This is a genomic window from Sphingomonas sp. Root710 (assembly GCF_001429065.1).
Taxonomy (GTDB): domain Bacteria; phylum Pseudomonadota; class Alphaproteobacteria; order Sphingomonadales; family Sphingomonadaceae; genus Rhizorhabdus.
Map to the genome: position 1 here is coordinate 32,428 of NZ_LMIB01000012.1, position 20,251 is coordinate 52,678.

The 20,251-nt window shown below is 66.2% G+C and carries 16 protein-coding genes; 5 read left to right on the forward strand and 11 right to left on the reverse strand.

What is annotated here, in order from left to right:
- The first annotated feature begins 36 nt into the window (after positions 1-36).
- Positions 37-1,035, forward strand: a complete 999-nt coding sequence (locus tag ASE00_RS10085) for an NADPH:quinone oxidoreductase family protein (protein ID WP_200957934.1) — start codon at positions 37-39, stop codon at positions 1,033-1,035.
- Between the two features lie 93 nt (positions 1,036-1,128).
- On the opposite strand, the gene ASE00_RS10090 is transcribed toward ASE00_RS10085, so the two are convergent.
- From ASE00_RS10090 to ASE00_RS10100, 3 genes are all read right to left on the reverse strand, one after another.
- Positions 1,129-2,808, reverse strand: a complete 1,680-nt coding sequence (locus ASE00_RS10090) for an amidohydrolase (protein ID WP_082594721.1) — start codon at positions 2,806-2,808, stop codon at positions 1,129-1,131.
- Positions 2,809-2,917: 109 nt separating this feature from the next.
- Positions 2,918-3,874, reverse strand: a complete 957-nt coding sequence (locus ASE00_RS10095) for a VOC family protein (protein ID WP_056379865.1) — start codon at positions 3,872-3,874, stop codon at positions 2,918-2,920.
- A complete protein-coding gene (locus tag ASE00_RS10100; protein WP_056379867.1) occupies positions 3,871-4,866 on the reverse strand; it encodes a fumarylacetoacetate hydrolase family protein in 996 nt (331 codons plus the stop codon). Before ASE00_RS10100 ends, ASE00_RS10095 begins: the two co-directional genes overlap by 4 nt.
- A gap of 139 nt (positions 4,867-5,005) precedes the next feature.
- Here ASE00_RS10100 and ASE00_RS10105 point away from each other — a divergent pair, with 139 nt between their 5' ends.
- From ASE00_RS10105 to ASE00_RS10115, 3 genes are read left to right on the forward strand one after another with little or no spacing between them, the layout of a single operon-like run.
- Positions 5,006-5,737, forward strand: coding sequence for an IclR family transcriptional regulator (locus ASE00_RS10105; RefSeq protein ID WP_056379869.1), 732 nt, complete (start codon positions 5,006-5,008; stop codon positions 5,735-5,737).
- Positions 5,737-6,288 carry a carboxymuconolactone decarboxylase family protein gene (locus tag ASE00_RS10110; RefSeq protein WP_056379871.1) on the forward strand — a complete coding sequence of 184 codons (552 nt, stop codon included), beginning with the start codon at positions 5,737-5,739 and terminating at the stop codon, positions 6,286-6,288. The genes ASE00_RS10105 and ASE00_RS10110 overlap by 1 nt, the downstream gene beginning before the upstream one ends.
- On the forward strand, positions 6,285-7,034 hold the full coding sequence (locus ASE00_RS10115; RefSeq protein ID WP_056379873.1) for a helix-turn-helix transcriptional regulator: 750 nt from the start codon (positions 6,285-6,287) through the stop codon (positions 7,032-7,034). Before ASE00_RS10110 ends, ASE00_RS10115 begins: the two co-directional genes overlap by 4 nt.
- Here ASE00_RS10115 and ASE00_RS10120 read toward each other — a convergent pair.
- From ASE00_RS10120 to ASE00_RS10135, 4 genes are all read right to left on the reverse strand, one after another.
- Complete coding sequence (locus ASE00_RS10120; protein ID WP_056379874.1) at positions 7,031-8,233, reverse strand: serine hydrolase domain-containing protein; 1,203 nt, start codon at positions 8,231-8,233, stop codon at positions 7,031-7,033. The genes ASE00_RS10115 and ASE00_RS10120 overlap by 4 nt on opposite strands.
- Positions 8,230-9,063, reverse strand: a complete 834-nt coding sequence (locus ASE00_RS10125) for an alpha/beta fold hydrolase (protein WP_156405375.1) — start codon at positions 9,061-9,063, stop codon at positions 8,230-8,232. The genes ASE00_RS10120 and ASE00_RS10125 overlap by 4 nt, the downstream gene beginning before the upstream one ends.
- Positions 9,064-9,131: 68 nt before the next feature.
- Complete coding sequence (locus ASE00_RS10130; RefSeq protein ID WP_056379878.1) at positions 9,132-11,357, reverse strand: TonB-dependent receptor; 2,226 nt, start codon at positions 11,355-11,357, stop codon at positions 9,132-9,134.
- 185 nt (positions 11,358-11,542) lie between these two features.
- Positions 11,543-13,159 (reverse strand): CocE/NonD family hydrolase, encoded by a 1,617-nt coding sequence (locus ASE00_RS10135; RefSeq protein WP_156405376.1) that lies wholly within the window; start codon positions 13,157-13,159, stop codon positions 11,543-11,545.
- 206 nt (positions 13,160-13,365) lie between these two features.
- Here ASE00_RS10135 and ASE00_RS10140 point away from each other — a divergent pair, with 206 nt between their 5' ends.
- Positions 13,366-14,823: a bifunctional 3-(3-hydroxy-phenyl)propionate/3-hydroxycinnamic acid hydroxylase gene (locus ASE00_RS10140; RefSeq protein WP_056379881.1), complete on the forward strand. Its 1,458-nt coding sequence runs from the start codon at positions 13,366-13,368 to the stop codon at positions 14,821-14,823.
- Here ASE00_RS10140 and ASE00_RS10145 read toward each other — a convergent pair.
- The 4 genes from ASE00_RS10145 to ASE00_RS10160 all read right to left on the reverse strand — a co-directional run bounded on the left by ASE00_RS10145 (position 14,818) and on the right by ASE00_RS10160 (position 20,046).
- Positions 14,818-15,852 carry an NADP-dependent oxidoreductase gene (locus tag ASE00_RS10145; protein WP_235538623.1) on the reverse strand — a complete coding sequence of 345 codons (1,035 nt, stop codon included), beginning with the start codon at positions 15,850-15,852 and terminating at the stop codon, positions 14,818-14,820. The genes ASE00_RS10140 and ASE00_RS10145 overlap by 6 nt on opposite strands.
- The gene (locus ASE00_RS10150) at positions 15,839-16,765 is read right to left on the reverse strand and encodes a 3-keto-5-aminohexanoate cleavage protein (protein ID WP_056379885.1); all 927 of its coding nucleotides are present in this window, start codon (positions 16,763-16,765) and stop codon (positions 15,839-15,841) included. The genes ASE00_RS10145 and ASE00_RS10150 overlap by 14 nt, the downstream gene beginning before the upstream one ends.
- A gap of 93 nt (positions 16,766-16,858) precedes the next feature.
- Entirely contained in the window at positions 16,859-17,755 is an 897-nt protein-coding gene (locus ASE00_RS10155; RefSeq protein WP_082594606.1) for a fumarylacetoacetate hydrolase family protein, read from the reverse strand.
- A gap of 29 nt (positions 17,756-17,784) precedes the next feature.
- Positions 17,785-20,046, reverse strand: a complete 2,262-nt coding sequence (locus ASE00_RS10160) for a TonB-dependent receptor (protein ID WP_082594607.1) — start codon at positions 20,044-20,046, stop codon at positions 17,785-17,787.
- Positions 20,047-20,251: the final 205 nt, after the last annotated feature.

The following is a 20,251-nucleotide window of genomic DNA, read 5'->3' on the forward strand; positions in this document are numbered from 1 at the left end:
ACGGTAGGGCATGGCCCGTTGAAATGAGGATGGATGATGAAGGCTTTGGTATCGGAAAGCGTCGGTGGACCAGAGACGCTCAGGCTGCGGGACATGCCTGTCCCTGCCGAAGGCCCGCATGACCTGCGCGTCCGGGTGCTCGCCTGCTCGATCAACTATCCCGACGTGCTGATCATCGAGGACAAATATCAGTACAGGCCCGAGCGGCCCTTCGCCCCGGGATGCGAGATTGCGGGCATCGTCGAGGCGGTCGGATCGGCCGTCACCGGCTGGAAGACCGGTGACCGCGTGATCGGCATGATCGGCCATGGCGGGCTTGCCGAGCAGGCGATCCTTCCTGCGGCATCCGCAACCCCGCTGCCCGAAGGCAAGAGCCCGGCGCAAGGCGCGGCGCTGATCATCACCTATGCCACGACGATCTACGCGCTGGCCGATCGCGGCCGGTTGCAGGCGGGGGAAACCCTGCTCGTCCTGGGCGCGGCCGGCGGCGTCGGCCTGGCGGCGATCGAGATCGGCAAGGCGATGGGCGCGCGCGTGGTCGCCGCCGTTTCCGATGAAACCAAGGCACAGGCGGCGCGCGCCGCCGGCGCCGACGCGGTGATGATCTATCCCCGCGCCCCGTTCGACCCGGCCCAGTCCAAGGCCATGGCGCAGGCGTTCAAGGAAGCCGTAGGCCCCGGTGGCGCCGACGTGGTCTACGATCCGGTCGGCGGCGATTATTGCGAGCCCGCGCTGCGTTCGATCGCTTTCCGCGGACGCTATCTGGTCATCGGCTTTCCCGCGGGCATCCCACGGCTGCCGCTCAACGTCGCGCTGCTGAAGAATTGCGATGTTTGCGGCATCTTCTGGGGCGCGTTCGCGGAGCGCGATCCCGAGGCCCATCGCAAGAATATGGACAAGCTCCTTGCCTGGTGGGACGCGGGCCTGATCAATCCCCCGGTCGGCAAGACCTGGCCGCTGGAGCGTGGCGGCGAGGCTATCGCCTGGCTCGCGTCGCGGCAGGCGATCGGCAAGGCTGTGGTGGAGATCGCCTAACCCCTCGCAAATCGGCAGGCCCGATCCTGAACGAGGTCGTACATGTCGCCCGCTATAAACCGAGCGGTCAGCTGACGCGCGCCGGAGGCTGGCCTAGTTTTGGTGCGCGCCCGCGCCGGTTAAACGCTCCTGCCCGTCAACGAAGGTCCGCAGGACTTGCGTCTTCAGATATTGGTCGGCGGGAACAGTCAGCAGGTTGCGGTCGAGCACCACCAGGTCGGCCAGATAGCCCGGGGCGATCCGGCCCAGCCGGTCGTCCTGGAACCCCGCGAAGGCGGCGGTGCGGGTATAGGCGGTCAGCGTCTGCTCGATCGAAATCCGCTGCTCGGGATGCCAGCCGTTCGGATTGGCGCCGTCGATCGTATGCCGCTGGACGGCCGCGTCGATGCCGGTCATCGGGTCGATCGGCGCGACCGGCCAGTCCGACCCGAAGCAGGTCGCGACCCCCGCCTCGAGCAGCGAGCGGAAGGCATAGGTGCGGTTCAGCCGCTCCTCGCCGATCCGCTTCACCGCCCAGCGGCCATCATCGGCGGCGTGATAGGGCTGGACCGAGGCGATCACCTGCTGCTTGGCCATCCGCGTCCAGGCGCCGGGGCTCAGATGCTGGGCATGCTCGATCCGGAAGCGCCGGTCGCGCTTTCCGTTGCGCTTCACCGTGTCGGCATAGATGTCGAGGACGACGTCGTTCGCCTCGTCGCCGATCGCATGGGTGGTGATGGCGAGGCCCGCCGCGTCGGCCGCGGGAATCCACTCGCGCATGTCCTCCACGCGCACAGTCCACACGCCACGCTGGGTCGGCGCATCGACATAGGGCTCATAGAAACGCGCCGTGCGCGCGCCGAGCGACCCGTCGGACACGCATTTGAGCGCCCCCCAGCGCACCCAATCGTCGCCTCGCCCCTCGGCTTTGACCAGCGCCGCCAGCCGCTCCCAGTCGGCGAGCGGCACCATCGAGTAGAAGCGCAGGCCGGTCGGCCCAGCGCGCCGGAGCCGCCGCACCGCATCCTGCACCGACCAGTCGACTTCGGTGTTGTGGACCTGTGCGACGCCCTTGCTCAGCGCATAGTCTATGCCGTGCCGGACAAGGCCATCGACGATCGCTTCGGTGGGCGGCGGGATCACCTCGAGCACGCGGTTGCGGGCATTGTCCTTCAGCACGCCGGTCGGTTCGCCGCGCTCGTCGCGCTCGATCACCCCGCCGGCTACATCGGGCGTGTTCCGGTCGATCCCCGCCAGCCGCAATGCAGCCGAGTTCAGGAACAGCGAGTGGAGATCGGTGCGCGGAATCGCGATCGGCGTGTCGCCCGACACCGCGTCGATCCATTCCTTGCGCGGCAGCTGGCCGCCGAAGCGCTGCTCGTCCCACGGGCCGCCGGTCAGCCACTGGCCATTGGGTACGGTGCGCACCGCCGCGCCGATCCGCTCGATGAACTCGGCTTTCGATTTCACCTCCAGCACGTCGGGCTGGGTGATCGTCGTCGATCCGCGCAGGAAATGGGTATGGCAGTCGATGAAGGCGGGCATGATGAACGCCCCCCGGCAATCGATCACCCGGGTCGTCTTGCCGGTGGCCGAGCGGACGGCGCGGGCTCCCAGCGCGGCGATCCGGTTGCCCGCTATGCCCACGGCATCGGTCGTTCCGCCCGCGCCGGTCCAGACCTGTGCGTTGATCAGCGCGGTATCGAGCGTGCCCGTCGCACCGAAAGCGGGGCCGCACAGCATCGCCAGCGCGCCCGACGCCACGAACCCGCGCCGCGTGATCTCATAGGACATCATCCGGTCTCCCTCGCCACCTGCAGGACGACAGGGATATGCCAGGGCCGGAAGAACACCCAGGCCGATCTTGGGTAGATTCGACGCCGGGTGGGTAAGGTCGCGCCGTTTACGCGCCCGGCGATACCCGCAACGGCGCGCGCTCTCCTGCAGCGGCGGCGGCCAGACGCATCCGGCGCGCTTCATGCTTCAGCTCATCGGACAGCCAGTCCCGGTCATGCCCCCACAGGCTGGGCCCATGCTGCAATTCGCACGCCTGCCAGCTATTCGGGTCGATATCGCGGCCGCCCCAGCCATATTCGATCAGGAAGCGCGACGGCGTGCGGATGTAGAAGGAGGTCATGTGATCGTTCGAATGCCGCCCCAGCGTGGCGGCGACGCGGCCGGGCTCCAGCTGGGCGAGATCATAGGCTTGGCCGACGTCGTCGAAGCCCGACAATTCGATCATCAGATGGTGCAGCCCGGGGCGGTCATTTTCGATCAGCGCCAGGCTGTGATGACGGGGACCGGTGTGGAAGAAATAGGCCTTGAACGGCCGCAGCGTATAATCGCTCAGCCGGAAGCCGAGCAGGTTGCGATAATAGGGCAGCAGCCGGTCGATATCGCCGACGTTGAGCACCGCATGCCCCATGCCGAGCGAGCCGGTGCGAAAGCCGAGGATCGGGCGACCGGGCGCGAACGGCGTGTCGGCCCGCGCCTGTCCGTGGAAGAACTCCAGCCGGTTGCCCGCCGGATCGATCGTCCAGGCCCCGTCACGAACCTGCCGCTCGGCCCGCAGCGCCGGGGACATCGCGATGACCTCATGCCCATCGCGTTCGATCCGCGCAGCGAGCGACTGGAGCGCCTCTGCATCGCGCACCTCCCAGCCATATTGATCGACACCGTCGTCATCCGCGGCGCGCAGCATGAGGCGCTGGGCGGCGTCGTCCATGCGGAACCCCAGCAATCCCGATGCCAACGGCTGCGCCTGCAGGCCGAGCAGCCCGGTGGCGAAGCCGCGCCAGTCGTCGAGCGCGGCGGTCCGCACCCCGACATAGCCGAGGCCGATGATCTCGCCGTCGCTCATCCGGCGCGATCGTAGCGCACGACCTCCTGCTCGATCGGCCCGAAGATGCTGTCGCCGCCGGCATCGGTCATGTCGATCTTCACCACATCGCCGAAGCGCAGGAATCCGGTCTTCGGGCTCCCGCTCTCGATCGTCTCCAGCATCCGCACCTCGGCGAGGCAGGAGGAGCCCACCGCCCGATCGCGGTTCGACACCGTGCCCGAGCCGACGATCGTCCCCGCGCCCAGCGCGCGGCTCTTCGCCGCATGCGCGATCAGGTCCGCGAAGTCGAAATTCATGTCGTGGCCGCCATTGGGCTCGCCCAGCCAGCTGCCGTTGACCCAGCTGCGCAGCGGCAGCGAAAGCTTGCGCCCGTCCCACGCCGCGCCAAGCTCGTCCGGAGTCACCGCGACAGCCGCGAAGGCCGTCGCCGGTTTTGACTGGAAGAAGCCGAACCCCTTGGCGAGTTCGCTCGGGATCAGGTTGCGCAGGCTGACATCGTTGAGGATCGTCACCAGCGCTATATGCCCTGTCGCCGCGTCGGCGGTGACGCCCATCGGCACGTCATTGGTGATCACTGCGATCTCGGCTTCCAGGTCGATGCCCCAGGCCTCGTCGGCGATCAGGATCGGATCGCGCGGGCCGGTCATCTGGTCGCTGCCGCCCTGATAGATCAGCGGGTCATGATAGAGCGATTCCGGCATTTCCGCGTTGCGGGCGCGGCGCACCAGCTCGGCATGTGAGAGATAGGCCGATCCGTCGCACCACTGATAGGCGCGCGGCAACGGGGCGGCGGCAGCGGCGGGATCGAACACGAAGGCATCGGCGATCTCGCCCGCCTCCAGCGCCTCGGCGCGCGCCCGCAGCCGGGGCTCCGCTTCCGCCCAGTCGTCGAGGGCCTGCTGCAGTGTGGCGGCGATGTCGGCAACCCTTACCGCGCGGCGCAGATCGCGGCTGACCAGAACCAGCGCGCCATCGCGCGACGATGACGATGGCAATGTTGCGAGCTTCATATGGCGTTCCTATAATTCGAATCTCATTAAATGAGACTTATCATATAAATAATGCCATTTTCAATCTCATCAATCTCTCATATATCAAATATAGTGAATTTTCTCAGGCTGCTTGCCGTTCAGGAGGCCCGTTCATCCGATGCATGTCCTGACCCGGATATTGGGCATCCTCGACCTGTTCGATCCTGACCGGCCCTTCTGGACCAGCGAACAGATCATGGAGGCGACCGGCTTCAGCCGTCCCACCACCTTCCGCTACCTCAAGGAACTGCGTCAGAGCGGACTGCTGGCGCGGTTCGGCGGCGGTTACGTGCTGGGCGCCAAGGCGGTGAAGCTCGATCATGTGATCCGCCAGTCGGACCCGCTGCTCCACCTGTTCCAGCCGATCCTCGGACGGCTGCGCGACGACACCGAATGCGACGCGATCTTCGCGACCCTGCTCGGCGACGATTTCTTCGCGACGATCCACGAACAGGGCGGCGCCGCGATCGTCAACTGGTCGCGCGGGCGGCCGATGCCGCTCACTCGTGGTGCCGGCGGCCTGGCGGTGCTCGCCGCCCTGCCCGCCGCGCAGCAGAAGCGCTTTCTTGCCCAGGCGGGACTGGAGGGCGACGCGCTCGCCACGTTCCGGGCCCAACTCAAGGCTATCGCCAAACAGGGCTATGCGGTGTCGCTGGGCGCGCTCGACGATGACAATGTCGGTATCGCGGTGCCGGTGCTGCTGGCGGGCGCGCCACCCGCGGCACTGATCCTGGTGATGAGCCACAAGCGCTATCAGACCAGCGACCTCGCGGTCATCGCCGGGATGTTGCAGCGCTGCCGCGCCGAGATGATCGCGGCCTATGCCCCCGTCGAACGAAAGGCGGACTGATGACGAACTGCTTCGCACCGCTCGGCGACACCGAATGGCCGCCCGCGCTGGAGGATATGCGCGGGGGCTTCGCGACCGGGCTCAACGTCTACCGCGTCATGGCGCACAACCCCGCACTGCTCGCCGCCTGGCGCGACTTCCGCAACCATGTCGTCCTGAACAACCGCCTCGATCCGCCCTCGCTCGAAATCGTCATCCTGCGTACGGGATTCCGGCGCGGATCGCGTTATGAGTGGATGCAGCATATCGTACGGGGCCGCGCCGCCGGTCTCGACGACCGCCGGATTGCCGCCGCCACGCGGCCGCCCGATCAGGCGGCATCGGCGGAGGACGCGATGCTGATGCGCTGCGTCGATGCGCTCGTCGATGCCAACCGGCTCCCCGCCGACCTCCGGCGCGAACTAACCGCGCGCTTTGGCAAAGAGGGCGTACTCGACATGATCGCCACCGTCGGCATGTATTCGACCCTCGCCTGGCTGCTGGAAAGCCTCGGCACCCCGATCGATGTCGATATCGCGGTGGCGCTCGACCGGGCTCCCCTCGCGCCATGAGCGCCGCCCCCCCTCTCCCTGTCGCGCAGCTGATCGACGCGATCGCCGATTGCGTTCCCGTCACCGGCGCGGAGGAGTTCACCGAGCATTTCCTGAACGTCGTCCGCTCGGCGGGCGCGGGCCAGGTCACCGCCTTCGCCTATGAAAAGGACGGGGTGAACTGCCTGCTCAGCCGCAACTTCCTGTCCGAGGACAAGGGCGGAACGCTGGCGGCAGCCTATGTCGAGGGCTGGTTCCGCGACGATCCGCTGTTCGAGCGGGCAATGGCGATGGACGCGGGCGGCTGCGCGGTCGAGCGACTGGAGGACCTGATCCCCAGCCTCAGCCCCGATTATTTCGACATGTTCTTCGGCGGCGCGGGTTTCCGCACCAAGGTCGCCGTGCTCGTCGCCCAAGGCTCGCTCAGGATGGTGCTGAACCTCTATTTCGAGCGCGATGCCGCCGATCCCGCCGCACAGGCGCCCGACGGTATCGAGACCGGCCTCTACCGGCTGATCGGCCGGACGCTCGCCACCCATTTCCTGCGGCTCAGCCTGCCCGCCTTCCCGCTCCCGCTCACCGTGCTGTCCGAGCGCGAGAGGCAGGTCTGCATCGGCATGCTGGCGGGCAAGAAGGCCGAGATCATCGCCGAGGAGATCGGCGTCGGCCCCAGCAGCGTCGTCACCTATCGCCAGCGCGCCTATCAGAAGCTCGGCATATCATCGCGGGGACAGCTCTTCTCGATCTGCGGCTCCTGGCACCCCTAGGCCAGCCCCATCGCCCGATAGACCGCGATATGCAGTTGGTCGCGCAGCATCTTCGCGCTGGGCGGGAATAGCTGGGTCATGAAGGTGACGGTCAGCCGGTTCTCCGGATCGACCCAGAAGGTCGTGCTCGCCCCGCCGCCCCAGCTATATTCGCCCCTGAACACCGGCACGCCGTTGCCCGGCGGTTCGAGCGCGACCGCGCCGCCCAGCCCGAAGCCCATTCCGTCCCCGGTCCCGCCAAGCCCCCAGGTCGCGAGCGCGGGCAGCTCGTCGAGCTGTTCGGGCGCGAGCTGGTTGGTCATCATTGCGCGGACCGAATCCCGCGACAGCACCGCCCCGCCGCCCTGCAGCAGCATCTCCGCGAAACGGCCATAGTCGTCGATGGTCGAAACCAATCCTCCGCCCCCGGCAAAACCCGGCACCGGCTTCAGCAACGGGCTCTCGGCACCGCTCTGGAGCAGCTGAAGGCCGCCGCCCGCCTTCGGGCCATAGAGCGAGGCGAGCCGGTTGCCCTTCCCCGCGCCGACGCTGAAACCGGTGTCGGCCATTCCCAGCGGCGCGAACAGCCGGTCGCGCAGGAAGGCGTCGAGCTTCCGTCCGCTGGCCCGCTCGATCACGATCCCCGCCACCTCCAGCGACATGCTGTAATGCCAGCGTTCGCCCGGCTGGAACAGCAGCGGCAGGCCCGCCAGCGTTCGGGTGAGTCCGTCGAGACCGCCCAGCGCCGGATCGAAGCGCCAGTCCTCGTGCAGGCCGATGCCCGGATCGGCGGCATAGAGCGCGGCAACCGGATTGCCGGGGTGGAACCAGTAGGAGAAGCCGGCGCTGTGGGTAAGCAGATGACGGACGGTCATCGCCCGCGCTGGCGTGGTCCGCACGGTGTCGCCGTCCTGTCCCGCATAGACCCCTAACGCGGCGAACTCGGGCACGATATCGGCGACCGCATCGTCGAGCCCCAGCACGCCGTCATCGGCCAGGAGCATCGTCGCCGCCGCAACGATGGGCTTGGTCATCGAATAGAGCCGGAAGATCGTGTCACGCTCGACCGGCCGGCCACTCGCGAGATCGCGGGGGCCCGCCTGATGGTAGAACAGCTCCTCCCCCGCCTGGCGGATCAGCACGCTCGCGCCCGGCAGGTCGCCCGAAGACGCGAGATCGTCGAGCAGCGCAGCGACCGGGCCAAATCGCGAAACCATCATTTCTTCTCCTGAAGATCGGCGAGAGCCAGCACGTCCCGGTCATGATCGAGGAAGGCGATGACCTCGCGCGCGGTCATCGCGACGGCCTCGTTGGGCAGCATATGGCCCTCGCTCGAGAAGACCACTTCCTTGCAGCGCCGCAGCTTGCGCGCCATGTCGTGCTGCCGCGCAGGCGGAACAACCGTGTCGCGCTCGCCGCAGAGCAGCAGCACCGGCGCGGCGATCTCGCCCAGCCGGTCGTCGATCGAGGTCCGGCTGTTCTCTTCCTGCAGGGCACGCAGCACGCCGATGTCGATCGCGCCGATCGCATCGACGATCAGCTCGATCTCGTCGCCCGGCGGGCGAACGAACATATGGCTGAAGCCCGCGCGCATCAGGTCGCGCTCATGCTTGTGGGCGATGAGGAATTCGAGCGCTTCCACCGGATCGCTGCGCGGGTCCGCGGGGCCGGGCGCGAGCAGGCACAGCGCCGAGAAGAACCCCGGATGACGGATCGCCGCAAGAAGGCCGGTGAAGCCCCCCAGCGAGTGGCCGACATAAGCGGGCCGGTCGAGGCCAAGTGCCCGCGCGAAGGCGACGACATCGTCGGCCAGCCCGTTGAGCGTCCAGTCCCGATACGCCGCCGCCGACGCGCCATGGCCGCGCAAGTCCAGCGCATAGACCGCATAGCGCCGCGCGAGCAGATCGATCAGCGGCGCGTAGATCCCGCTGGTCGAAGACATCAGGCCGCCATGCACGAAGATCAGCGACGGTTTGCCCGTCCCCGCGCCATGGACCGAATAGCCGAGATCCATGCCATCTATCGATATCCGCTCTATCTGGTCCGCCACGCTGCCACTCCGTAAATATCGGGGCGGCCCGAGGATATTCCTCGAAGCCGCCCGCAAACCGTCTTACATCAGAACTTCGCACCCAGCGTAACGCCATAGGTGCGCGGCGCGCCGACGTGCCGGAAGACCCCCTGATTGGCTTCTGCGATGCCGGTAGAATAGGTCTCATCGGTCAGGTTCTTGCCCCACAGCCGGGCCGAGAAGCGGTCGCTGGGGTCGGTCCACTGCACCGACGCGTTCAACAGCCCAAGGCTGGGCTGGAAGGCGAAATTGTCCGCCGAGGCATACCAGCGGCTGGTGTAGGAATAGAGGATGTTGAAGTTCAGCGAGCCTGCCGCGAACCCGGTCTTGTAGCTAGCGCCGACATTATAGGACCATGCGGGAGTCTGGCCGAGCTTATTGCCCTTCGCCGACTGGTTGCAGAAGCTTCCCGGCGGGGCGAGGCAACCGCCGAAACCCGAGAAATAGGGCGCGTCTGGATAGGACGAGAAACGGCCATGGATATAGCCGAGCCCGCCGTTGAGCGAGATGCCGTTACCCAGCGCCCAGTCTGCGTCGAAATCAAGACCGTAGATCTTGGCCTTCGCGCCATTGCCGATCAGCGAGTTGCCGCCAGCATAGTTGGTCACCTGGATGTTCGAATATTTATAGTCGAAGGCCGCGATGTTGAACCGCAGCCGCCGGTCGAACAACTGCATCTTCAGCCCGGCTTCGGCCGCCTTGATATTCTCCGGCTTATAGGGCGGATTGGCCGAGGAGTTGAGGTTGTAGCCGCCGCTCTTGAAGCCGGTATTGTAGCTCAGATAACCCAGGATATCGGATGTGAACTTGCGATCGAGCGCGACACGATAGTTGAACCGCTTGAAATCGACTTTCGCCGGAAAGCCCGAGCCGGGCAGCGGCAGCGGATGGACCACCGCCACCGCACCGCCGATCAGGATCGTCTCGGTGCCGCCGATCCGCCGGTCCTCATAGGTGAAGCGCCCGCCCAGCGTCAGGGTGGTGCGGTCGGCGATCTCGTAGCTGGCCTGGCCATAGACCGCCGCCGAGCGCGTCTTCGCCTGATTGTCGAAGCGGATGAAGAAGGGCGCGCCGGGCACCGGCGATGCGCCGCCTTCCAGCACGATGCTGACATCGTCATATTCATCCTTGGCGGCGAACAGATAGACGCCCGCCACCCATTTGAGCGGCCCGCCCTGCGCCGAGGACAATTGCAATTCCTGGCTCAGCTGCCGGGCTCGCACCGGGCCATGCTGCGGCCCGCAGCAGCTGATCAGCGCGACCGGGGTCAGATCGAGATCGAGGTCGAACGAATAGCGGCTCTTGCGGAAAGCCGTGATGCTCTGGAAGGCCACCGCGCCCAGGTCATGATTGACCTGCAATGACACGCCCCCCGCACGCAACCGGCTGTCGCCATCGACGTTGCTGTTGATGTCATAGGCGCCGCCAAGGTCATAAGGCCCGCCGAAGAACGGGTTGTTGAACGATAGCGGATAGCCCGCATACCAATGCTGCACGTCACGGGCCTTGCGGTCGGCATAGTCGATCGCGAGCCGGATCTTGGTGGCGTCACCGGGCTCGAACAGCAGCTTGGAGCGCAGGGCGAGGTCGCGATCGGTGCGGTTGACGTCGCGGCCGTCGAACAGGTTGGTGCCCCAGCCGTCGCCCTGATGCTCATAGCGTATGGCGAGATCGGCGGCGATGCTCTCGCCGAGGCCCGCCGTCATATAGGCATTGGCGGTGACCGTCTGGTAATTGGCGTAGCTCAGGTCGATCGACGCCGCCGGGTCATGCCTGGGATCCTTGGTGATCACCTGGATCAGGCCGCCGGTGGCGTTGCGCCCGAACAGGGTGCCTTGCGGCCCCTTCAGCACCTCGACCCGCTCGATATTGTTGAGCGTCAGCAGCGAGGACGTACCGCTTGCGATGTAGACGCCGTCGACATAGGTCGCGACGGGATTTTCCACGCCCGGACCGGAGAAATCGGTGCCGACGCCGCGGATGTGCGGCTGGATCGTCCCCGCCACCTGGGTGAGCGACAGGCTCGGCGTCACCGCGCCCAGATCCGCCGCGCTGGTGATGTTCGTCGCTGCCAGCCGCGCCGACGAGACCGCCGTGATCGCGACCGGTACGTCCTGGAGATTCTCGCGGCGCTTCTGCGCGGTGACGATGATCTCCTCCAGCCCGTCGGCCTGCCCGGCGCCGACCGCGGCCGGCGTCTCCTGCGCCTGTGCGTAGCCCGGAAACGCCATCATCGCAGCCAGCGAGACCGCCGCATGGAAACTCTTGCGCATATATCCCTCCCCCGAATTTGATTTCTCGTGCCCTATATTCATGTCACGGCATCGGCCCGGCGGTCTGTCCTCAATAAGAGGGGACAGGTTTCGCATCCCCGCCCTGCAGGGCGCGACGGCCCGTTGCCCGCCGCATGGGCCTGACCTCGCCGGGGAACGCCCCCGTCAGATTCGCGCAATTCCGATCAGCAGAACGGAACGAGCAGATAGGATGCCTGCTCGCCCCCGGCATGCAGCTGGTGCCGGCCATGGTTCACGCTGTCGTCATGCCCGAAGCGCGCATGCTCGACGATGTCGCGCCCGCTGATCGCCAGCCGCAGCGTCTCGCCGGGTTCGAACAGGGTGCTCGACGCCAATATCTCGATCTCCACCGGGACGACCTCGCCCGGCTCGACCTTTTCGACCCGGTCGAGGGTCTGATAGGGCCGCCACGGCTTCGACTCGCCGGGGTCGAGGTGCCGCCGCGACGCGCGCAGCCATCCCAGCGCGACGGCGCCTTCGCGATAACCGTCCTTGCCGCAGAAATGGACCTCGCGGCCTTCACGGTCGATCTTGTGGACCGCTGCGAACAGGTCGAGATCGTCGGCGTCGAGCGCCGACACCCACAGCTTGAGCACCATCGGCCCGGAAATCTCGGTCGGCCGGTCGAAGCTCAGGTCGAACGAGACGCTCTGTTTGGCCTCGGCGTCATAGACACGTTCCTGCGGTGCCGCGGGAGCGTCCGCCGATAGGGTGCTGCCCTCGGGATCGAGGTACATGTTGGTGAACTTCGCGGCGGCTGGCGGCCAGCTGATCTCGCTGCGCACTTCGACATTGTCCTTGTCGCGTCGCACCTCCAGCCTGACCGGCGGACGCCGGTCGAAGCCATTATCTTCACCCTTCAGGAAATGATCGAGAAACGACTTCTGCCATTCCAGGGCTTCGGGGCTGTAATAGACCTCCCACTTGTTACCGCCATGCGTGTAGAGCCACTTCTGCGGCGACGATATCCGCATATAGCCTTCCAACGAACCGCGCGTGTGCAATCCATGGTCTGACCAGGACGCGCAGATCAGCGCGGGCACGTCGATATTCTCCAGCGGAAAGGGATGCTGCGCCGCCCGTTCGATCATCGCCGGGCCACTCTCCACGATCCCCTCACCGGCGCCGCGTGCCAGCGATCCGGCATAATAAGCGCCCAGAAAACGCGTCTCGGGTACGCCGCCCGGCTCGATCAGGTCGCGGCGGAAATCGCTGACCCCTTCCCAGGGTATGATCGCCTTCAGGTGTTTCGGTCTCGTACCCGACGCCACCATCCACTGGTTGACCGCAAGATAGGACACGCCGTTCAGGCCAACCGCGCCGTTGCTCCACGGCTGCACGCCCGCCCAGTCGATCAGGTCGGCGTAATCCTCCATGTCCTCGTGCGAATAGATGCCGGCCTGTCCCTCGGAATCGTAGAAGCCGCGCGCGTTCGCCACGATCACGACATAGCCGCCAGGCACCCAGAAGCTTGGATCGGGCCCTTCCCATGTAGTCTGGTCGGAAATGTGCATCGTGCCCACGGCCATTCCCGCCTTCATGATCTTCGGCAGCGTCGAATATTCGTGCGGACCGAAATCCTTGCCATAGGCGGTGACGCACATGACGACCGGGAAGCGGCCCTCGCGATCGGGCCGCCAGACGGTCGCACCGAGGTGGACGCCGTCGCGCATCTTCACCCGGACAGCGCGGTCGACGATGATTCCCGCAGGCAAGGGATGGGTGATCGGGCCGCGATCGCCATGGGGGCTGACCGGATATTCGGCTGTCGGTTGCTGCACGTCCTTCTCCTTGTCTCGCGGCGTTTCCGCCTGGCCCGCGCGCAACGCGGATCGGTGATGTCGCGGATGTAACAAGGAAGACCCGCATCCTCTGTCCCCTCCTATTGAGGACAGACGCACGCCATTCAATCGGACAATTTCGCAGCCTGTCGAGACAAGGGCCGGCCGGACGCGCGGCTATCAGGGGCGAGGAATTACCAAGTCGCATGACGCATGCCAGCGAGACCTTCGACGTCGCGATCATCGGCTTCGGCCCGAGCGGGGCCACCCTCGCGCACCTTCTCGGCATCTCCGGCCTGCGCGTGCTGGTGCTGGAGCGCGACGGCGCCGCCTATCATTTCCCGCGCGCGGTGCATTTCGACGATGAGGTGATGCGCGTCTTCCAGACGGTCGGCCTCGGCGACAGCCTGTCGGCGGACATCCGCGTGAACCTCGGCATGCGGTTCGTCGATTCTGAGGGGAGGATGCTGCTCGACTGGTCGCGCCCCCAGGAGATCGGCCGCCATGGCTGGCACGCCAGCTACCGCTTCCACCAGCCCACCCTCGAACGGCTGCTGAACGAGGGGATTGCGCGCCACCCCGATGTCGACGTGCGGCGGCGATGCGAAGCCTTCCTGATCGACGATCGCGGCGATCATGCCGTGCTGCGCTATGAGGACATGGCGACGGGCAAGATCGTCGAGGTCCGCGCGGGACATGTCGTGGGCTGCGATGGCGCCCGCTCGCTCGTCCGCCGCTTCATCGGGACCGAGATGGAGGATCTCGGCTTCCACGAACGCTGGCTGGTGGTCGACGCGCTGCTGAAGACGCCCCGGCCCGATCTCGGCGACCATTCGATCCAATATTGTGATCCGCAGCATCCGGTCACCTATGCGCGCCAGCCCGGCGACCGGCGGCGCTGGGAGATCAGGCTGCGCCCCGAGGACGACGAGCGCACCGTCACCGCGCCCGACCGGATATGGTCGCGGCTGGCGCGCTGGATCACGCCCGCCGATGCCGAGCTCGAACGGGTGGCAACCTACACCTTCCACTCGCTCGTCGCGAAGCAATGGCGGCGCGGGCGGCTGTGGATCGCCGGGGATTCGGCGCACCAGACGCCGCCCTTCATGGGCCAGGGGATGTGCGCCGGAATCCGCGATGTCGCCAACCTCGCCTGGAAGCTGGCGCTCGCCGTGCGTGGCCAGGCCGACGAAGCCCTGCTCGACAGCTATCAGTCGGAGCGGCAGCCCAATGTCCGCGACTATATCACCACCGCGGTCCGCCTCGGCGGGCTGATCAACGCCAGCGATCCCGAAGCCGCGCTGCGGCTGGCGCAGCCGTCGGGCGACGGCGGGTCGCGCATGGAAAGCCCGGTCTCGCGCCTCGGACCGGGGCTCGGTTCGGGCCCGCACCGGGGCCAGATCTTCGGCCAGCCCCGGCTAAATGACGGGCGCCTGATGGACGATGCGATCGGCTATGCCCCGGTCCTGGTCGCCGATGCGGCGTTGCTGTCCGGCCTGGATGCCGAACCGGGCGTCGCGGTGGTCACCACCGACGATGCCCAAGGCGTCGCCGCAGATCTCGCCGACCTCGGGGTCCGCGCGGTGCTGCTGCGCCCCGACCGCTACATATTGGCGACCGCGACCGACCTCGCCGGGCTGAAAGCGATGCTCGCCACCTTATAGCGCCAGCAGCTGCTTCCCGAAATTCTGGCCGCGATAGATGCGGTTCAGCGTCTCCGGGGCCTGTTCGAGCCCCTGCTGGACGTCCTCGACCGAGACGATCGTCCCGTCGTCCAGCCAGCGCCCGAGCGTGGCGAAGGCATCCTCGAAGCGGTCCGCATAATCGAACACCAGAAAGCCCGTCATGCTCGCCCGCCTGAGCCCCAGCTGCATATAGTTCTGAATGCCGGCCGGCGGCGCGCCTTCGGACGGGACATAGGAGGATATGCCGCCGCACAGCGCGATCCGCGCGCCGATGGCGAGATGCGCCAGCGAGGCGTCGAGCACCGCGCCGCCGACATTTTCGAAGACGATGTTCACCCCATCGGGGGCGAGCGCGGCGAGCCGCTCGCCGATGTCCTGCGCCTTGTAATCGATGCAGGCATCGAACCCGGCGACCTCGGTCACCCATCGGCATTTCTCCGGCCCGCCCGCGATGCCGATCACCCGCGCGCCCGCGATCTTCGCTATCTGTCCCGCGATCGAACCGGTAGCGCCTGCCGCGCCCGAGACGACGACGATGTCGCCCTTCCCCGGCCGCGCGATCTCGGTCATCCCGAAATAGGCGGTGAGGCCGGTGAGGCCGAGGACGTTGAGCGCCTTGACCGGCGATTCCGACCGCAAGGCCGTGACCTCGCTGCTGTCGGCGACCAGACAATAATCCTGCCAGCCGAAACTGCCCTGCACCTTCATGCCCACCGGGAAGCGGGCGTTGCGGGACTGGACCACCTCGCCCGCCGCGAACGAGTCGACCACGTCGCCGATTGGAATGGCGGGCCGGTAGCTGTCGAAAGAGATCCCGTAGAGCTGCGCCGGATCGAACGCCAGATGGGTGACGCGGACGACGAACTCGCCGTCCGCCGGTTCGGGCACCGCGCCCTCGACGAGCGCTAGATCGCCGGGCCGCAACAGCCCTTGCGGGCGCTGTTTCACCACCCAGCGGCGGTTGACGCTTCCGGCCATGATCGACTCTCCCGGATCAGAAAGCGACATTATCACCACCCTTGAGCGCAAGCATCTCGCGCGCCTCGGCGGGGGTAGCGATCTGCAGCGACAGCGGCTCGAGGATCGAGCGGATCAGGCGGACCTGTTCGGCATTGGACTGGGCGAGACGCCCCTTCCCCGCGAACAGCGAGTCCTCCAGCCCGACGCGAACGCTCGCGCCGTTGATCGCGCCCATGGTGATGAACGGCATCTGGTGCCGTCCCGCCGCCATGACCGACCAGCGATATTGATCACCGAACAGCTTGTCGGCGAGCCGCTTCATGTGGACCAGGTTTTCGGTGTCCGCGCCGGTGCCGCCGAGGATGCCGAAGATCGTCTGGACGAACAGCGGCGGGGTGACGAGCTTGCGGTCGAGAAAATGCGCCAGCGTATAGAGATGACCGGTGTCGTAGCATTCGAACTCGAACCGCGTGCCATGGCCCTTGCCGAGCCGGTCGAGGATATTCTCGATATCCTTGAAGGTGTTCTTGAAGATGCCGTCGCGCGACGCCTCCAGATAGGGGGCCTCCCAGTCATGCTGGAACGTCTTGTACTTGTTCAGCATCGGATAGAGGCCGAAGTTCATCGACCCCATGTTGAGCGAGCACAGCTCGGGCGACGCGCGCAGCGGCGCGGCCAGCCGCTCCTCGATCGTCATCGTCTGGCTGCCGCCGGTGGTGATGTTGACCACCGCATCGGTGCTTTGCTTGATGCGCGGCAGGAACTGCATGAAGACATTCGGATCGGCGGTCGGCCTGCCCGTCTGCGGATCGCGCGCGTGAAGGTGGAGCACCGCCGCCCCCGCCTCGGCGGCCTCGATCGACTGCGCCGCGATCTCGTCGGGGGTGCAGGGCAGATGCGGCGACATGGTCGGGGTATGGACGGATCCCGTGACCGCGCAGCTGATGATGACTTTCGACATGCAATGTCCTTCCAGGGGCGGTCACGGCCGAGGACGATCACCCGGCTGCGGACGTCTGATGTTGTTCGGTTCGATGCCTGGGGAGGATCGGATTTAGCTGAGCGGCTGGGTGACGATCTTGTTGCTCAGTACGCCGATGCCCTCGATCTCCAGCCGGACGACGTCGCCGATCGCCAGCCGCCGGTCGAGCTCGAACCCGCAGCCGCCGAGCACCGTGCCCGAGCCGATCACCTCGCCCGCGACCAGCGGCGCGCCCTGGCTCAGATGATGGACCGCATCCTCGAACCGGTGCGCCATCGTCGCGGTGGTGCCTTCGCTCCACAGCTCGCCGTTCACGTGCGCGGTCATCTTCAGGTCATAGGGATCGTCGAACTCGTCGATCGTCGCGATGCACGGGCCGATGCCGTTGGCGAAATCCTTGCCCGAGCCCGGCCCCGCCCCGGTTTCCATATAGACGAGTTGCAGGTCGCGGGCCGACCAGTCGTTGAAGATGGTGTAGCCGAAGATGTGATCGCGGGCATTTTCCCGGCTGATCCGCAGGCCCGGCTTGCCGATCACGCAGGCCCATTCCAGCTCATAATCGATCCAGTCGGAATGATGCGGCCAGGGGATGTCGGCGTCCGGACCGAAGATGTGGACATGGTCCGAGTTCACATACATCGGATTCTTGCGGATCTCCGGGTGGATCTCCCGCCCCATCTTGCGGAACGCCACCTCCAGATGCTGAAGAAACAGAAAGGCATCGCGCAGCCGCGCCGGGCGCGGTAGCGGCGCCAGTAGCCGGACATCACCCAGCGGGCGCCGCGCCTCCGCCACCGCGCGACCGGTCCATTCCCGCGCCTGCGCCCAGGCCTCCTCGCCCGCCTCGATCAGGTCCAGCATCGTGGCGGGAAAGCGCGGGCCGATCCCGAAGAAATCGACGATGAACCCGTCGGGATGGATGGCGCCAATCCCATCCCTATCGGCGGCCCGAAAGGTAACAAGCTTCATATTTATCTCCGTCTATTGGCGCCGGCGGTTCAGAACCGCACCGTCACATAGCCGCCATAGGTCCGGGGCGGATCGAGGTAGCTGAGCAGGCTGTTGCTCGCGAGGAAGCTGTTGGCGGTCGCCGACGCCACCGTCGTCTTGTCGGTGAGGTTCTTCACGAACGCGCCGATCTGCCACTTGCCGCTTTCGCTGGTGTAATCGGCCGACAGGTCGACCTTGGTATATTCGCCCTGCGACAACGTCCGGATGTTGAATGGCGAGAAGTGGACGCGCGAGGTGTAGTTCACATCGCCGCGGAAACGCAGCGAGCCCCGGGCAAGGTCAAAGCTGTATTCGAGGCCGACCTGCCCATGATATTTGGGCGACTGCGGCAGCGTGTTGCCCGCATAGTCGAGGACCGGCGCACCGGTCAGATCGGTGTTCGACGTGATGAAGCGCTTGAACTTGGCGTTGAGGTAGCTGCCCGAAAGATCGAGCCGCAGCCCCTGCGCCAGCAGGGCTTGAACCTCGGCTTCCACACCGTAGGAGCGCGCCTTGGCGGCATTCTGGGTAAAGACCGTCTGGCCTCTGATCACCGACACCTGCAAGTTCTTATAATCATAGTAGAAGGCGGCGAGATTGGCCTGGATACGGCCGCCGAGCATCCGGGTCTTCAGACCTGCCTCATAATCCCAGAGCGTCTCGGGATCATAGGCGGGCTGAACCGCACCGAGGTCGAAACCGCCGCTTTTATAGCCCTTTGCGACGGTGACGTAGATCGTGTCGTCGGCCCCGAACAGATAGGACAGGGTCAGCTTGGGCGTGGTCGAATATTCGGTCGACCGGCCCGTGCCGCCGACATTGTTGTAGCCCGCCGAGGTCGGGTCGGGATTGGGGCTGATATAGGGATCGAGCGAGAACTGGTTCGCGTCCGACTTCTTGTGCCGCTCCCAGGCGTAGCGCAGGCCGCCGGTCAGCTCGAGTTCCGGAGTAATCTTCCAGGTAAGCTGGCCATAGGCCGCGGCGGTGTCGGTGGTCGCCGTGCCGCCCGCCCAATAACCGCGTGTATAGCCGTTCGGTGACGCCGGGGCCGGGATGCCGAGCAGGTTGAGCAGCGCGACGCCCAGCGGAATGTTCACCTGTCCATTGATGCGTTCGTGGAACAGGTAGACGCCGCCGACCCATTTGAAGGACTCGGTGTCCCCCGACAACTGCAGTTCCTGGCTATATTGCCGCGAGCGTTCGGCGTTGGTCAGCGGCGTCGCATCACCGACGCCGTCGGGATAGCTGTCCGAATATTTGGAATAGCGATAGGCGGTGATCGACTTCAAATCGGCGAAGGACAGGCCTTTGTCGATGGTGACGCTCGCCCCGTAGAAGGTCCTGTGGTTGGACGGGTCCATGACCGATGCATAGTCGCGGATGGTCGGGGGGATCGGCCCGCCGAGATCGGCCCGGCTGAGCAGCGTCGCCAGCATGATCGGAAAGACCGCCGGATAGGCCTGACCGCCATAATGGCCGCCGAAGTTGCGGTCATTCTCATGATGATAGTCGAAGGCGGCGGTGATGCGGAGATCGTCCGCCCCTTCATAGCGCAGCTTCGCGCGGACACTTTGCGTCGCGGCGTTGTCGACGTCGTTGCCCGACACGACATTCTTGCCATAGCCGTCGCGGTTGACGATCTTCACCGCCAGACGCGCCGACAGCGCGTCCGACAGGGGCCCTGAAATGGCGCCTTTCTCGGTGAACGCGTTATAATTGCCGATCGTCTGGGTGTAATAGCCCGACAGGTCCTTGGTCGGATCGGCGGTGATCACGTTGAGCGCGCCGCCGGTGGCGTTGCGGCCATAGAGCGTACCCTGCGGGCCGCGCAGGATCTCGATCCGGGCGACGTCGAAGAAGCCGCTGAGCGCGGTGGCCGGGCGGCTGTAATAGACGCTGTCGGTATAATAGGCGACACGGCCTTCCGCGCCGGCGTTGATGGAGTTGAAGCCGATGCCGCGGATCGCGAGCCGGGCGGTGCCGCCATAGGTGCCGAAGTTGAAACTCGGCACCGACGCCGCCAGCGACGACGCATCGACGATCCGCTTCCGGGCGAGCGCGTCGCCGGTCAGCGCGGTCACCGCCAGCGGCGCGCGCGAAAGCTTCTCCTCGCGCTTCTGCGCGGTGACGATGATCTCTTCCATGCCGGACGGTTCGTCGGCGGCGGCACGCGCCGGTGCGGCGGTCTGCGCCTGCACTACGGCCGGAGCGCCCGCCAGTGTCGCTGCGATGGCGCAGGCGGCGGTGCGATACATCAGAGACTTCTTCATGGCCTTCCCCTCATTCTGCCGGATTCCGGCTTTTCTTATCTCTGTCGGTCGTAAGACCAACCTATCAGACGCGATGTTCGATGGCGATACGCTGATCTACTTTCGGAGGCCCCCTTGGCCCGCGAACAAGCTTGCCGAAGATGATGGCAGGGACGACGGCGGGAGGGCGGAACACATGCCCTCGAGACCGATTGCAGATCGTCCG